The sequence below is a fragment of the Agarivorans sp. 2_MG-2023 genome (genome assembly GCF_030548085.1).
Taxonomy (GTDB): Bacteria; Pseudomonadota; Gammaproteobacteria; order Enterobacterales; family Celerinatantimonadaceae; genus Agarivorans.
On the sequence record NZ_JAUORQ010000006.1, the window covers coordinates 60,770 to 76,775 of the forward strand.

The 16,006-nt window shown below is 44.7% G+C and carries 12 protein-coding genes; 6 read left to right on the top strand and 6 right to left on the bottom strand.

The window, feature by feature from the left end; all coding sequences use genetic code 11:
• The 3 genes from Q4549_RS10455 to Q4549_RS10465 are packed head-to-tail and all read right to left on the bottom strand — an operon-like array spanning nt 1 to nt 2,595.
• Complete coding sequence (locus Q4549_RS10455) at nt 1–549, bottom strand: MotA/TolQ/ExbB proton channel family protein (protein ID WP_303551848.1); 549 nt, start codon at nt 547–549, stop codon at nt 1–3.
• A complete protein-coding gene (locus Q4549_RS10460; protein WP_303551845.1) occupies nt 546–1,859 on the bottom strand; it encodes a MotA/TolQ/ExbB proton channel family protein in 1,314 nt (437 codons plus the stop codon). The genes Q4549_RS10455 and Q4549_RS10460 overlap by 4 nt, the downstream gene beginning before the upstream one ends.
• A complete protein-coding gene (locus Q4549_RS10465) occupies nt 1,846–2,595 on the bottom strand; it encodes a DUF3450 domain-containing protein (protein WP_303551843.1) in 750 nt (249 codons plus the stop codon). Before Q4549_RS10465 ends, Q4549_RS10460 begins: the two co-directional genes overlap by 14 nt.
• A 296-nt stretch (nt 2,596–2,891) precedes the next feature.
• Between Q4549_RS10465 and Q4549_RS10470 the strand changes: the two genes are divergently transcribed.
• From Q4549_RS10470 to Q4549_RS10490, 5 genes are all read left to right on the top strand, one after another.
• Complete coding sequence (locus Q4549_RS10470) at nt 2,892–5,336, top strand: EAL domain-containing protein (RefSeq protein WP_303551840.1); 2,445 nt, start codon at nt 2,892–2,894, stop codon at nt 5,334–5,336.
• Between the two features lie 65 nt (nt 5,337–5,401).
• On the top strand, nt 5,402–5,815 hold the full coding sequence (arfB, locus tag Q4549_RS10475) for an alternative ribosome rescue aminoacyl-tRNA hydrolase ArfB (protein WP_303551837.1): 414 nt from the start codon (nt 5,402–5,404) through the stop codon (nt 5,813–5,815).
• 117 nt (nt 5,816–5,932) lie between these two features.
• On the top strand, nt 5,933–6,919 hold the full coding sequence (locus tag Q4549_RS10480) for a carbohydrate kinase (RefSeq protein WP_303551834.1): 987 nt from the start codon (nt 5,933–5,935) through the stop codon (nt 6,917–6,919).
• A gap of 2 nt (nt 6,920–6,921) precedes the next feature.
• Nucleotides 6,922–8,106 carry an AGE family epimerase/isomerase gene (locus Q4549_RS10485; protein WP_303551831.1) on the top strand — a complete coding sequence of 395 codons (1,185 nt, stop codon included), beginning with the start codon at nt 6,922–6,924 and terminating at the stop codon, nt 8,104–8,106.
• Between the two features lie 156 nt (nt 8,107–8,262).
• Nucleotides 8,263–9,561: a sodium:proton antiporter gene (locus Q4549_RS10490; protein ID WP_303551828.1), complete on the top strand. Its 1,299-nt coding sequence runs from the start codon at nt 8,263–8,265 to the stop codon at nt 9,559–9,561.
• Nucleotides 9,562–9,563: 2 nt separating this feature from the next.
• Here Q4549_RS10490 and Q4549_RS10495 read toward each other — a convergent pair whose 3' ends face one another.
• Nucleotides 9,564–10,301: an ABC transporter substrate-binding protein gene (locus Q4549_RS10495; RefSeq protein WP_303512084.1), complete on the bottom strand. Its 738-nt coding sequence runs from the start codon at nt 10,299–10,301 to the stop codon at nt 9,564–9,566.
• Nucleotides 10,302–10,543: 242 nt separating this feature from the next.
• Here Q4549_RS10495 and Q4549_RS10500 point away from each other — a divergent pair, with 242 nt between their 5' ends.
• Nucleotides 10,544–12,307: a phosphatidylserine/phosphatidylglycerophosphate/cardiolipin synthase family protein gene (locus Q4549_RS10500; protein WP_303551825.1), complete on the top strand. Its 1,764-nt coding sequence runs from the start codon at nt 10,544–10,546 to the stop codon at nt 12,305–12,307.
• Between the two features lie 81 nt (nt 12,308–12,388).
• Here Q4549_RS10500 and Q4549_RS10505 read toward each other — a convergent pair whose 3' ends face one another.
• Together Q4549_RS10505 and Q4549_RS10510 are read right to left on the bottom strand one after the other, a co-directional pair.
• Nucleotides 12,389–14,281 carry a RimK/LysX family protein gene (locus Q4549_RS10505; RefSeq protein ID WP_303551823.1) on the bottom strand — a complete coding sequence of 631 codons (1,893 nt, stop codon included), beginning with the start codon at nt 14,279–14,281 and terminating at the stop codon, nt 12,389–12,391.
• Between the two features lie 161 nt (nt 14,282–14,442).
• Nucleotides 14,443–15,696, bottom strand: coding sequence for a hypothetical protein (locus tag Q4549_RS10510; protein ID WP_303551820.1), 1,254 nt, complete (start codon nt 15,694–15,696; stop codon nt 14,443–14,445).
• Between the last annotated feature and the right edge of the window lie 310 nt (nt 15,697–16,006).

Genomic DNA, 16,006 nt, shown 5'->3' on the forward strand with positions numbered 1-16,006 from the left:
TTAGCTGTTTCCTTTCGCTAAATGCTGCGGACGTTGTTGCAGAAAAAGTTTGCTGCGGCTACTCCAACGTTTCAAATAAGTAAAATTGATAACAGCAATTAAGGCAATGCTCATCCCCGCCATCGTAGGCAGTGTTGCTCGAGCAATGCCTGCCGACATTAACTTTGGATCACTGCTACCGGCTAAGGCCATGGTATCAAACACGTGAATCATCCCGGTTACAGTGCCTAGCAAACCAATCAGCGGACATAGGCCAACCAAGCTTTTAATTAAGCTAAGGTGTTGGTTTAACTTCAATTCCATATCGCAACGTAGGCTTAGCCAGTAGGCTGCTTGGAGATGTTTAGCTGACTGCTGTTGCGTCAGCCGACGCTGGTAGTTAATCAATAACTGGGGATAGGAAACAAAACGAAACCAATAGCGCTCTAGTAGTAAGCTGCTTAACAATGCGGTAATCACCAGCAGCAGCACTAATACCCAGCCACCGGAATACAGCAGTTGGCCCAAAGTGAGCCAAGCCTGCTGCCAGCTTTGGCTTAGGGCATTCACGCTTTGGCCTCTGGTTTACTGGCGGATTGGTATTGTTGGTCGGCCAGCATTGCTAAGCTTTTTTGTTGCAGCAGTTGCAGTAAAACTCTACTGCGAGAGCTCATTAAGCTTGAGCAAAATAGCAGTGGTATTGCAGCGACCAAGCCAAGTACAGTGGTGACTAAGGCTTGAGAAATGCCCGAAGCCAGCAATTTAGGGTCGCCATTGCCAAATAAGCTGATGCTTTGAAAAGTCGCTATCATACCGATAACTGTGCCAAGCAACCCTAGCAGAGGCGCAATACCAGCAAACAACTTCACTAAGCTTTGGCCGCGCTCCAACTGGGGGAGTTCATTCAAAATAGCTTCATCAACCCGCAGTTCTAGCTCTTCTAGTGATTGATGAGCATGTTGAGCTGATAACAATACTCTCCCCAATGGATTGGAGTCAGACGGTGTTGAAGCTTTAAGTTGCTGGCGCACGGCGCGCTCAATGTGCAGCAAACGAGCGATGCGATATAAGGCCACCACTAAACCAAGCACTGCCACAAAAATGATAACAATAGCGACAGCACCACCTTGCTGAACACGTTGTTTCAGCGAGGGCTCAAGATCAAGTAGGCTTAAAAGCTGGCCTCGAGAAGGGTCTATGAGTAAACGTGTTTGTTGGCCCTTAAAAAAAGCCTCTGCAGCGCTGGTTTGATTTGGTTGAGTGGCATATAGCTGAAGTAGCTGGTTAGCGGGTAACCATTCTACATACTCGCCTTGTTCGCTAATAATATTGAAACTACCTATTCGCATTAACGGCAAGGTTTGGCGGTCACCTTTTTTATCTATTACTTTCGCATCAAAAAAACTGATAGTTGAAGATTGCTGTAAGTTATTGAGTAAAGCGGCGGCTAAGTCTTGAATGTTAGAGGCGCTAGGCAGAGCCGCTTGTTCGGCAAAGGCTAATTGAGTTACCGATTCTGGGTACTGAGCGCTGAGAATAGAGCTAGCAATGGTTTGCTGGCTTTCTTGTGCTTTCAGTTTTACTACCTCTAGCACTTGCCCTAACTGCCCACTGCGCTGTTGTAGTTGCTGGTATTGCTTAGCTAGCGCTTGTTCGTTGTCGCTAAACTGTTGCTTGAGTTCTTGTTGCTGATTTTGGGCATTAGTTAGAGCCTGTTGTTGCTGCTTCAAAGCGACCTGCTGCTGTTGCAGTGCATCAATAAAGCCTTGCTCGCGCTGCTGATTGCTTAGCTGTGTTTGCTCAATTGTGTTTAATTCACTTGCCCAGCTCAGGCTGCTAACAAGGCAAGCGCTAAAACACAAATACTTAAGGATTTGCATCGGTCGCTCCTTGCTCAAGCTGATTTAACGGCAAGCTTAATAAGCGCGGGGCTTGCTGTTGCCAAGCAATCGCCAAGGCGTCACCCAATGCTAAATTGTCGGCTTGGTTAAGGGCTTGCCATTGTTGCTGCTTAGGATCCCAAAGTGCTGAGGTGTGACCATTCAAGGTTTGGTAATACCAAGCGGTGCGGCCTAAGCGAAAGTAATTAACCTGTTGTTCGGCTAAAGGCCCTTGGTAAGCGGCAATGCTTTCACCGTATTCCATTTCAATTTGATAGGCTTCGAGCACTTGGCGATACTTCTCTGCCAAACTGACATCGGCGCGATCTAACAGTAATTCGAGGCGGGCAATGCTTTGCAGGCGTTGCTGTTGTAAAAAAGGTAAGTCTTGAGTAATGAAAAGCTTAAGTTCTTGCAACATGGAGTGAACCAGCGGCAGTGCTTGTTGCTCGGTATCATCTAACGAGGCTATATCTTGCTGTAGCTGGCTGAGCTCTTGCTGCTGTTGCGCCACCATGGCACCAAGATGTTGATTGTATTGCTTCACTAAGGCGAGTTGCTGCTTAACTCCTCGGGTTTGTTGGCTAACTTGTTGGCGCTTAGCATCGAGATCATCAATACGCTGCTGAGATTGCTGGTTAAGCGCTTGACGTTGAAGTTGTTGTTCGATGCTTTGATTGGCATTGGTGCTAAGGCTGATTAGCGCCAATATTGTCAAAAGTAAGTAACGCCGCATTATGTAGAAGCTTCCTGATGCTGATGAAACACTAAGCTAAGCGGCATACTTATTTTATTAACAGTAGCCGTTTATCACTGGTGGTGCTGCCTAGCTTATTTTAACTAAGGCTTATTATAAGGCAAAAGCAAAATAGCAAAGTGAATTCGTTGCATGATTAAGTACTTAAGTTTTAAGTGTGTTTAAGCGCTTAAAGATTGTTAGGTGATTTATTACTGTTTTTACAAAATTAAGCTCATAAGCCAGTGAATATGATGTAAAATCGCCGCTTGTTTTTTTAAAGTTCTGGCTCAAGGATGAATAGGCGGATCTCTTTACGTTACATATTGTTTGTTATTTGCATGTCTGCTGCACTGCTGCCTGCTCTAATGGTTAGCTCGTGGCTGAAGCATCAAGTGCAACAAAACGAAACCGCCTTGGTGCAAGATAAACATCTTTTGATTGCCCGAAACTTAAGCACCGCGTTATCGCGTTATGCAGCTGATACCTCGGCCATTTTTAACAGCGTAAACCAACAAATTTCGCATCACGGCTTCCACTCCGAACTTAGACCTTTATTAAAAAGCATCAATATTTATGCCCTATTTGAATGGCAGGTAGGCCGTGGTCAGCGCTTTTACTTCTCTGAGCAAGATATCACGCCGTTTGAAACTATTCCTGCGCAAATCCAGGTGGCCATGGAGTTGGCTAGAGTATACAAAGACCAAGCATTTTACAGCGGTGTTGTTATAGAAGGGGTAACCAAGCCCACTCTATTTTTAACTACCTATCAGGGCCAAGACCGCTATTTATTGGCGGCATTAACAACCGATTACTTGCTAGAAAGCCAGTCTGAAGTGCGCTTTGGCGACCAAGGACATGTTGCGTTGTTTGATCAGTTCGGCCGAGTGCTGGCGCATCCTAATCAACAATGGGCAACCCGGGCTAAAGATTTATCTGGGCTGGACCCTATTGTGCAAATGCGTGACCAACCTTTTGGGGTCAGTCAGTTTTATTCACCGGCTTTGCAGGCCGATATGATCGCCGGTTACTCAAGAGTAGAGGGACCAGGTTGGGGCGTAATTGTTCCGCAGCCCATTGCTGAGTTGCAATCTCAATCAATGCGCTTACAAGAGTACGCCTTTTTGGTGAGCATATTGTGTGTGATGGTAGTTGGGGTTATTACTTGGTATTTGTCTTGCGTTATCGTGCGACCAATCAGCCAAGTAGTAGAGGCTGCTCAAGGGATCTCTCATGGTGAAATGGGCAAGTTTGTAACACCAAAACGACGCTTTATTTCCATCGAAATGGACAGTTTGGTTGGGCAGTTCAATGCCATGGCTGGCGAGGTTTATACCAGTAGAACCTTACTCGAACAGCGCGTTAAGCAGCGCACCGCTGCGCTAAGCAAAGAAGTAGCTGTGCGTAAAAAAGCGGAAGAACAAGTATGGCAACAAGCCAACTTTGACCCACTCACCGGTTTACCTAATCGCCGAATGTTAAACCGTTTGCTCAGTGATGCCTTGGCGACTCGCCTTGCTGAAGAGCGCGTGTGTTTAATGTTATTGGATTTAGACCAATTTAAAGGCATTAATGACACGCTTGGCCATGATATGGGCGACATGTTGTTACAAATTGCCGCCCAGCGTATTCAGCACTGTATTTTGCAAGGTGAACATGTTGCCCGTTTAGGAGGGGATGAGTTTATTATCTTGCTGAGTGAAAACGAAGAAGGCTCACGGGTCGCCGAGTTAGGCGACGCAGTGCTTAAAACCTTAAGTACACCTTTCCAACTGGGCATTGAGCGGGTATACATTTCTACTAGTATTGGGGTGGCGTTTGCCCCGCAAGACGGCGATAAAATAGATGATCTACTAAAACATGCAGACCAAGCTATGTATGTTGCCAAGCAGCAGGGGCGAAATCGACTCAGTTACTTTACTGCGTCTTTGCAAGAACAAGCTCAGGTACGTCGCTTGTTGGCGAACGATTTACGTCAAGCCGTTGCCAAAAAACAGCTGTGTGTGCATTACCAACCGATTGTGGATTTAGCCTCTGGCGAAATGATTAAAGCAGAAGTGCTGGTGCGTTGGAATCACCCTACTCAAGGCTGGATTAGCCCGCATGACTTTATTCATGTTGCCGAAGAAACAGGTGTGATTGTAGAAATTGGTAACTGGGTATTTAGCAGCGCTGTGGCGCAACTTAAACACTGGAAAGAACAAGGCCTACGACCTATTCAGCTCAGTATTAATACCTCTCCAAAACAATATTATGAAGCTGAGTGTGATGTGAATCATTGGTTGAGCCAGTTGGCTGAGGCGGGCTTATCAAGCGCAGATGTGGTGATGGAGATCACCGAAGGACTGCTGATGGAAAACAGCCCTGTGGTAAACGCAAAACTTTTAGCGTTTAGTGAAGCCGGGGTAGAAGTGGCGCTTGATGATTTTGGTACTGGCTATTCATCGCTAGCTTATTTGCAGAAATTTGATATTGAATACCTAAAAATTGACCGTATGTTTATTCACAATCTGGCTGAAGATGGTGATGATTTGATTGTGTGTAAAGCGATTATTGTGATGGCTCATAAGTTGGGGATTCAGGTAATTGCTGAAGGTATTGAGTCTGAACATCAAGCCCGTTTGCTACGCGAAGCAGGCTGTGATTTTGCTCAGGGCTATTGGTTTGCCAAGCCTTTAGCTAAAGACGACTTTGAAGCATTGCTAAATGGCGAGGCAATGTTGTTACCGCATAATGCTTGAGCCAGTTAATAAGCTGGCTTGAGTTTGTTACAATAAGTCTTCATTTATTTTGGTACTTTGCAGTTATGCTCGAAATCTCTAATAGTGTTAGCCTTGCCGAATGGGAAATCGAACTCACTGCTATTCGTGCCCAGGGCGCGGGTGGCCAAAATGTTAATAAAGTATCCAGTGCAGTGCACTTACGCTTTGATATTAAGCGTTCCAGCCTTCCTGCTTTTTATAAAGAACGCTTACTTAAACTCAACGACCAACGCATTAGTAAAGACGGCGTTTTAGTGCTTAAAGCGCAAAGCCATCGTACTCAAGAACGTAATAAAGAAGACGCATTGCAACGGCTAAAAGAGCTAATTGTTAGTGCTGCGGTGGTACAAAAAAGCCGCCGAGCGACTAAAGCTACATATGGCTCTCAGCGTAGACGTATGGATAAGAAAACCCAACGCGGCCAAACCAAACAATTACGCAACAAAATTAGCTATTAGTGACCTTGCTCGGAAAACACTAGGAAACACATTATCTAAGGCTATTTAGGGCTGACTAAGCGGTTTCTTATGTGTAACGTTGAAGGCACTTATTAGCCGAAAACTAAGGAAGTAGTTATGTCGCGACTGTTGGCCTTTGGTGAAGTATTGGTAGATTGGATCCCTTTGGAATTTCAGCGCCAAGGCAAAATCGACATTCCTATCTATGGGCAATACCCTGGTGGAGCGCCCGCTAATGTAGCGGTGGCTGTGGCAGGGCTTGGGCAACCTGCATACATGTTAGGCCAACTAGGCGAAGATGCTGCTGGTATTTACCTTCGAGATTGTTTGCAACAACAACAGGTAAACTGTGACTATTTACTCCATTCATCTGAACACCCTACGCCAATGGCCTTTGTTAGTTTAGATGCCAGTGGCGAGCGTAGCTTTAGTTTTCATCGTAACAATTCAGCCGATCTAAAACTGTCGTTTAATGATTTTCCTCAGCAACTGTTTTGTGGGGCAGGGCTGTTTCATATTTGCTCCAATACCCTCACCGAAGCGGCGATTGCCGACACCACTTTACAGGCTATTACTGCGGCCAAACAAGGTGGCATGTTAATCAGTTTTGACGTGAACTTACGTTTAGCGTTGTGGCCAAGCACTGAGCAACTTATCCCTCGGGTTATGCAGGCGGCGGCTCTATCAGACATGCTTAAGTTAAGCTTGGAAGAATGGAATTGTTTAGCTAAAGGTGTGCAAGTTGACGATCTGGCTAGTCATTTTTTTGCACTTGGCGTAAAACTCATTTTACTTACTGATGGGGCAGAGCCCGTGCAACTGTTTAGCGCAAAAGAAACCCTGCAGTTGGCTACACCTAAGGTGGATGTGGTGGATACTACTGGCGCCGGTGATGCTTTTACCGGCGCGTGGCTAGCGTCACTTATTGAGCAGGGCATTACCGACTCTGCCGCCCTTGAACACGCCATTTCTTTAGTTTCACCCTTAGCGGATGCGCTTAACCATGCGGTGGTTGCTGGCGCGTTAGCGGTAACTAAACGTGGCGCTTGGAGCGCTTTGCCTTCACATCAAGATATCCAACAGTTTATTCAACACAAGGAGTGACTATGCTTCCCGTTTTTCGTAGTTCGCAGTTTTTGCAGCAGCATGTTTTAGCGCTTAGCGAATTTTACCAAGAGCATGCTATAGACCCGAGTGGTGGCTATTTTCAAGCTTTATTGCCTAGCGGCGAAGCCCAGCATGACAGCGTAAAGCAATTAGTCAGCTCGACTCGCTTAGCTTACATTTTTGCCCATGTGGGTTTACGTGAGCAAAATAAGGCGTTTTTAGACTTAGCTGAACATGGTTTTAGCTATGTAGAAAATCACCATTTTGACTCTCAACGGCAAGCGTATAACTGGTTGATTGATGGCGATTGCCCGATAGAACAAACTAACTATTGTTATGGTTTAGCGTTTGTCATGCTGATGTATTCTGCAGCAGTAAAAGTGGGACGAGCTGGTGCTAAGCAGCAACTAGCGGCTACTTTTGAATTAATGGAGCAGCGTTTTTGGCAACAGGAGTGGGGATTGTATGCCGACGAAGCCAGTGCCGATTGGCAAACGGTAAGTGACTATCGTGGTCAAAATGCCAACATGCATGCATGCGAAGCAATGATTGCAGCGTATGAGGCTACCCAAGAATCTCGTTATTTACACCGTGCGATTACCATTGCTCAAAATATTTGTTTACGCCAATGCTATTCCACAGATGGCTTAGTTTGGGAGCATTACAACCCGAAATGGCAAGTGGATTGGGAGTTTAACCGCAACGATCCTAAAAACCTGTATCGGCCATGGGGTTTTCAACCTGGTCACCAAACTGAGTGGACTAAACTGCTGGTGATGTTATCACGTCACCATAGTGCTGATTGGTTATTACCGTGCGCCGAAAAGCTGTTCACCTATGCCATGGAAAAAGCCTGGGATCATCAATATGGCGGTCTATATTACGGCTTAGCACCCGATGGTTCGGTATGTGATGACGAAAAATACTTTTGGGTACAGGCGGAGTCTTTCGCTGCTGCGGCATTACTGGCCACTGCTACTGGTAAGCAGGCGTATTGGACAGCGTACGACAGTTTGTGGAAGTACAGCTGGCAACAGTTTTGCGAGGCTAAACATCAGCCTTGGTGGCGTGTATTAAGCCGCGAGGGTGAAGTGATGGATCCTCTGATTGCCAGCCCCGGCGCGAAGATTGACTACCATACTATTGGCGCCTGCTTAGAAGTGCTAAGGGCCATGCAAGCGTAATGTAAGTTAATAAGGCCTAGTATTGAGAGGCTAAGAGAAACGCTTAAATCAAACGGGTTTAAACAGGCTATTTTGTTAGCTTGTTTAAGCCACTGTCTATACTTGAGTTTACAGCTAATGACTAAGCAATGATTTGCTTGAATACTGGACTCATCTTTGGATACTTATTACAGCCTTTGTTACCTTGCCGCCTTAGCGATGTTAATTGCCTATGTGAATAGCCGCATAGGCTCAGTTCAATCCACTATTACAATTACCGCCGCGTCTATAGTGTTGTCGCTGTTACTTATATTATTGGGCGAAACCAAGTTGTTTCAGGCCTTCCCCCGGTTGATTGAATCGATCAGTGCGATCAATTTTCAAAACTTGCTGTTACACGGCATGCTCGGTTTTTTATTGTTTGCTGGTGGTCTTGGCATCAACTTGAAACACTTGGCTGCCCAGCGCACAGAAATTGCGGTATTAGCGCTTTTTTCTACTTTAATCTCTAGTTTTTTGGTTGCCAGTTTATTGTGGTGGATTTTGCCTTGGGTAGGCTTACCGCTAGACTTTATTTATTGCCTGTTGTTTGGTGCTTTAATTTCTCCTACCGATCCCATCGCTGTTTTGGCTATTGTGAAAAAAATGCAGGCTCCGCAGCAAATCTCTATTCAAGTTGAAGGAGAGTCATTGTTTAACGACGGTTTTGGATTGGTGATGTTTGTTTCGGTGTTTGGTATTGCATTTACTCACCAAGAGCTCAGTGGCCCAGCCATAGCGTGGCTGTTTTTACATGAGGCTGGTGGTGGCATCGTATATGGGCTGTTGCTTGGCTTAGCAGCCAACTACTTAATTAAGCATACCGATGATGATTCTTTAGAGCTGCTCGTGAGCTTGTCTATTCCCACTGCAGGTTTTGTATTTGCCGAACACCTTGGTGTGTCTGGCGCTTTAGCCATGGTGGTGGCGGGTATCTATATTGGCAACATTACGCGAGAAAAGTACTTCACTCAGGCGAGCAAACAAAGCTTTGATCATCTGTGGCATGTACTAGAGGAGTTTCTCAATAACTTGCTGTTTTTACTGATTGGTTTGGTGCTGGTTGGCTTTGTTTTTCATATCGAAGATGTGTGGTTAATGTTGCTAGCCATTCCTTTGGTATTGTTAAGTCGTTTGATAAGCGTAGGGCTTCCTTTTTTGGGTTTTAGTCTGGTTAAGTCTTACAACCCTATGTCGGTCGCGATTCTAACCTGGGGTGGTTTACGTGGCGGCTTGGCTTTAGCGATGGCGATGTCGGTACCGGCGGGTGTGATGATTTTGCCGGAGAAGAATATTGATGTGCGGGAGATTATTTTAGTGATGACTTATGCGGTGGTTGTGTTTTCGATTTTAGTGCAGGGATCCAGCATAGTGCCATTGATCAACCGGGCTAAAAATCTAGAGTTATCGAGAGCGCTAAGTAACAAAGAAAACTAATGTTAAGGTTTCGCGTGAGCTCCTAAATAGTGCTGCTCAGTGCGTTTAACAAATCCTTCGTCGTGTAGTTGCTGAATAGTGAGTGCTAGTTGTTGAACCAGTATAGGATCAACATTCTTAGAAGCGGCTAAAAATAGTTGATTAGATTCAACCGGGTCTCCTACTATCAAAGGCTGTTTTGGGTATTGTTGATTCCAATACCAAACCGATTCCGGTGTTCCATTAAACCACGCATCTATTCGGCCGCGCTGTAGCATTTCAGCGGCGGCTCTGCCGATTTTAATTTCAACAACTTGGTCTTTTTTATAGTTCTTACTTTGCAAGATAGTTGCTTGCGCAGAGCCTTGGCCAACCCCTATTTTGTGTACTTGTTCTCTGGCTTGTTGATAGCTATTTATGGGTTTATTGGTACTCACAAAACTACGCTCTAAAGTCATAATATAGGCTACCCAAGTAAATTGTTGCTCACGGCTAGGTAACAAGGCTAAAGGCATGATGAACTGGTTATTTCCCTGGCTGGCTAAGCGTTGAGCGCGCTTCCAAGGAAGGGTTTCAACCTTTACCCTATGCCCTAAGCGGCGAAATGCTTCTAGCACTACATCTCCCACTATCCCGGCTTGCTGGCTATTAAGCATGGTTAGTGGTGGCGCCTCTATACTGTAAATGGTGTAGCTCTCGCTATAAGCTTTAGCGTTGAGCATTAGACATAATGCAATGCAAAAAGCCCATCTATTAAACATGTAATGAAACCTCCTATAGAGTGATCTATTACTTGTTTAAAAGTAGACTATGCTAGTAAAAACAGCGAGTTAATAAGCAGGTATAAAGAGGTAACAGTACCTTTATCTGTGCGCTCACATAGAGAACCTTGATGGCTTAACATCTCTGTTTATCTTTGGGAGTGGCTATCTTTGATGCTTGCTACTCGGTAAAGTAGGTGGTTATTTTTTGCCAATCTTAGTCATAAAACAGGATGTTATTGATGATCAAATATGGACGTTTGATACTGCTGCTGGCCTTGCTGCAAGCTTGTTCAGCGCAGAGAGTGGTTCCCGACAATGCCATTGATGACTCATGGACCACAAAGCAGTTAGAAGATCGACGCTGGCGAACAGCCGATGAGCAGGATCAAGATTACCTAAAACTAGCATCAGAATCTAAATTGCCTCATCAACTGGCGTCGGTAAAAGTTGTTGGCTCAAGCACTGATGAAGCTATTCAAAGTTTGGCTGTAAAAATCCACTTGATTGAACAGGCAGAGCACAGCCTAGATTTAGCCTATTACATCTATACACCCGACCTATCTGGTGATGCGATACTTGGTGCACTTTGTGAAGCGGTTAAGCGTGGCGTAGATGTACGTATTATGGTTGATAGTTTAGGCTCGCTAAGCATGGAGCACGGTGACCTCAAAGGTTTGATTGAATGTGCTAAAAAGGCGGGTTTTGTTAAAGCGCGAAATGGCGAAGTTACCAAAAACAGAGCACGAGTGCAGGCGGTAGTGTTTAACGCGCTTACGCAGTCTGGTTCAAATGCTAATCGCCGTTCACACGATAAGCTGCTGGTGGTCGACGGCGCTTATCCAGAAAAAGCGTGGATAATGACGGGAGGCCGCAATGTCTCGTTGCATTACTACGGATTGGATCACCACGGTGAGCCAGACCCTAACGCATTTAAGGATCTAGAGGTGTTAATAAGGCCAGAACCTGATGCAGATAGAAAAAGCTCACCAGCCCAGCTGACTGAATACTACTATTCGGTATTGTTCTCAAAACCCGGTAATAAAAAGCTATCCATTGTTTTCCCCTATACCGAACGCATGCAAATATCTTTAGACAGCCTGGTAGAGTTAAAGGCTTCTGCTGCGTTTGCCAATGCGTACCAATCAGTAGCGTCTTATTTGCAACAAGGTTTTTCGCCTTCAACGACCCGTTTTGCTCATGAATTGGATAATCTTAATGCTACTGATTTAGTGAAGCACTACAGCACCAACAAAAAAGCCAACGCTAACTCTATTAGTGGCATTTTGGCGCGAGTCGCTTATGGCGACAATGATTTAAAATCCATCCGCGTTGTATCGCCGTATTTGTTTTTGCAATCAGACTTGTTCAAAGACGAAGGAGTATTGGAGAAAGACCTCAATACCACGCTGGCCTGGTTAGAAAAAGATCCGGAAAGAAAGATTGAGATTATTACCAACTCTGTATTGACCAGCGATAACTTCTTCACCCAAGCGGTGATAGATATGCATACGGTTCCGTCGATGTTAATGAGTAAGGAAATGGTAGAGCTGTGGCTGGAGTCAGATGTAGCAAAGCATGAACAAAACCCTGACTTTATCGCTTCTAAAGAGTGGCAGGCATTGGTTAATCATCCTCGTATTTTCTTCTATCAGCTGGGTAGGGCCGATGCCGCCGCGCTAGGGGGCGAAACTTACTACGGTAAACTTCATGCAAAATTTATTGTGGTCGATAATTTTGCTTTTGTAGGCACCACCAACTTAGATTTTCGCTCATTGTTATATAACAACGAAGTGGGCTTTTTCTTCGAAGGTTCTGGTATCGTAAATAGACTTAATCAAGAGTTTGATTTACTTCAATCACAATCGTCTCGTTGGGGCAGTGACGAGTGGTTAGAGATGCGCAATAAGGTAAGAGAGCAGGGCGGAATGAAGGGATACACGTCAGATAGCCAACGAGGAATATACAAAACCTTGGATAAAACCGGTTTGAAATACCAGTTTTAACACCTGGTTTAATTAATCAAAAAAACGGCTCTAGGGCCGTTTTTTAATTATGTAATATGAGGGCTGCTGTTAAGGCTGCTGTTAAGGCTGCTTGGTAAGAATAAAGCCACCATCACTGCTTACAACAAAACCGTGGCGTAAAAAGTTCTTGCCTAAAATCATGCTGTAACCGAAGTTCTCGCGGTTTTGTAGATTAACGCGAACGGTTTCATTCACTTCACCCAATTGCACATTCATTAAGACCACTGGACGAGAGTTAGCTTGCTCGCCCACGCGCGCCTTAATTACCATTTTGTCTACGACTTCGCGGGTGAATTCTTGACGTAACCCATCGGCATTTTTATAGGTAAAGGTGACCATGGCTTTGCCGTCTTGTTCAAAGCGCTTGATATTTTCTGCGTGCATAGAGCTTACATCGGCACCGGTATCTAGTTTTACCGGAATGCTTAAACCTTCTACTGTTGCTTGCTCTACATATCCTGCACGAATGGCGCTACGCTTATCCAAAATATTAGTGGTGCGGGTATTCACCAATAATGGCCCTTCGACAAACTTCTCGCCAATGGATAGCATTTCTGGGTCGTCTGCAGATGCAAGCTCTAGCGCTATGTCTGTCTGGCGGCGAGAATTGGCAAAACTTAAGGTAGGTTTAATAACCGGGCGCGTTACTTCTCCCACGCTTATGTTGCGGTCAATGGCTTGCTCAAATACGTATACTTTGCCTTGGACATCGGTAGCCGAAAATGCTGCGATGGGACGTTTCTGGTCACTGCGCTCCAAGGTTTTTAAACTTTTCACACGCAGTAGCGAAGTGCTTACCGCAAAAGAAGGTTCAGCCGCTAGCCACACGCCATCTATGTTTATTTGCTCTTCGGGAGTAATCATAAGTGGGGCTTGCTTTGCCAGTTCTATGGCAGACTTCAACGGTTTATCTGCTAAATGTTCGGCACTTAAGTCGATAAGAAAATACTGATTGAGTGCTTCTTTGCCCAAGCGCAGCTGGGTGCTTCGCATAGAGCGGTCGCGCAACACTAACTCAATGTGTTTAGCTTCTTCGCCAAAACTTATCGGCATATTGACCATGGGGTGATACTTATCACCAATTTTAAGTATTTTTAACAAGGGGAGGGTGTAAACCTTGGTTTTGTTATTGCTTGCAACCACCTCAAAACTCACTTGTTTTTTCTTCGCGTCTATCTCTATATTTGTGGCATTTAAGCTGCTGCGACGATTATTTAAAGACATACTTACTGCAAGTGGTAGCGTATCTAAATAGGCGGTTTCTTTAGTGCCGAGTATTTTAGCTAACGGTTCTTGTTGTAAGTAATCGTAACTTGAATCTACCCAGGCTTGCTCCCGCAAGAAGGTTTTGCCAATTAAAATGGAGTAAGAAAACGCACTGCGGTCAGTTAGGTTTACCGCGGTGTTTACCGTGATATCGCCAGAAAATAGCGCGAGTTCTACCACTGGGCGGTAAAGAATACCGTGGTCTCCACGCCCTTGTATGCCGCTTAGGCGAGCCAATGGCCGTTCTAAACTCAATAGTTCGCCAGTTTGCGGATGAACTAAATCAAATTTTACAGTGGCGTTTATGTTGCGCTCTGGTGTGTCAAAGCTCTCCAGCCACCATTCTGTATCGGGGTCGCCAAAACGCTCGGCAATCGCTTTTAAGAGCACTTCACCTTCTAGTTCAGCTAGTGCTGGGTGCTGGCTATGAATACTGATGTTAATAGCATGAATTGAAGTGGTATCTGCTCCTGTATCTATCTTTGCGGGAACACCAATGCCCTTGAGTTGTTCTACGTCTGAATAATAGATATTTTCGATACGGCCCATCACCAGTTTGCCATCTAAATGGTAATAAGCGCCGTTAGGGTAAAAGGGGCTTTGCTCTAGGGGAGTGGCATAAGCGGGCGCTTGCGCAAGCGCGACTGACAGTAGCGTTACTATTGCGCGAAAAATAAAATTCATCATTAACCTTTAATTCAATCAAGCTACCCTTTGTTATAGCACTAAATGGCTAAGCGCATCGAGCCAACTTGTTAATAAATTTAACTTATTTTGGAGCTAGGCTATATAGAGTGGCTTAAACAGATTAAGTTCAAGGGGCTTTATCAACGTGCCATGTCTTTTTCCTAGTTATCTAGGTCAATGTACATATCATCATGCTGCTTGGACTGAGGCGCTTGTGTTTCGCTGGCTTTCTTGGGTGAGCCTTGTTGTTTGGCTTTTTCTAAGCGAGTGTCGAAAAAGCGGGACTCTGTCGCTAATTCACTAGCCTCGCAAAATGGGCTGTTAGCCATTGCATGTTTAGCGTGGTTTATTAACTGCTCGCTATTGCTAGCATCAACACCTAATACCGAGACACCCATTTGGCTTTGAATGGACTCCGCTGGCGAACTGGGCTTTAAAAGCTGGCTTACTGCTGAACTTAAACGATGTTGGATATGGGCCAGTTTTTTAGGCGTTGCTAAAAAGCCAGATAAAGTATGAGCATTAATAAAGCCAACACTTATCTTTTGGTTTAAGCGTCTTAAGTTATCTAGAATCATTCGTTTCATTTTTTCAGAAGAGTTATCACCTTCTGCTCTTAATTTTAAGGCAAACACAACGAGGGTTTCTTGCTTCTCTAAAAACTGTTGGGCTTCCGCTAATTGCTGAGCAAATTTTTGTTCGTTATCCCAGCGCAGGTTAGCGGTGTGTTGAGTGGCGCTATCGTGTTCTACTTCGAGTTGGTACAAAAAGAAACGCTGTTTAGGCGCATTGGTATGGATGTCTTTAGCTTGAGCGTCAAAATTAATAGACAGGCCATTTAAGCTTTTGCATTGCAGGCTGTTAGTTGCTGAGTCTTGTTCTGGCGGTGTTCCATTCTGATTGTTTAGCTTGCAGGCGAGTAGTTGGTAGCTAGGCTGGCCTAACTCTTCGCAAGCGGATTGATTAAGCCAAATAATTTGATGATGGTTGTTGCATATTAATGCTGGGGAGTAGGGGTTGGTAAGGTGCTCGCCTATTAATTCCGTTTCAGAGTGTTTGTTTAATAGCGGTAAAAGAAATTCTAAGGAACCATTCACTTGATTGATGCGCTCTTTCCAGAGTAATACCTGGCCAGCATAACGGGCTTGGTCGATGTTAAAAATTAGATTTAACTCTAGGGTATGCTCACTTTCTGGATCTTGTTGTTTCTGAGAGTCGAGAATCGCTTTTTGAAGATACTGCACTTGGCCTGAATCTAAGCGTGCAGCAAACTGCTTAAGGCTGATCAGTTTTTGCCCAGAAAAGCCTAGCGCATCAATTAGAGCTTGGTCACAGCTGAAGACATTGTTTTTACGTTGCCACTGCCACGCCAAGGGAAAGCCCTGTAATTGTTTAATAAAGTCTTCTGAACCCATAAAACACCTCTAATAACTAAAAATCTACGCTACTGCTTGTTTTATCTTTAGTTAATTAACTCATTATGAATTATTGCTTAAATATTAGATGATAGAATTGTAAATACAACTTTGAGAGGGTGCGTTTATTGTTTAGGTGAGGTTGTTGGCTTTATCTAGCGGTCAATAACAGCGCATAACAATAATTATATGATTGCCTTAACTGTTTTAGCTGCTGCTGATTGATCCCTTGATTGCGGGGTTGGTATAGTGCGCCTAATCAATAGCTTCGGGTGGTTTTGATTGCCGCCAAACCAATTGCAGTATCAGG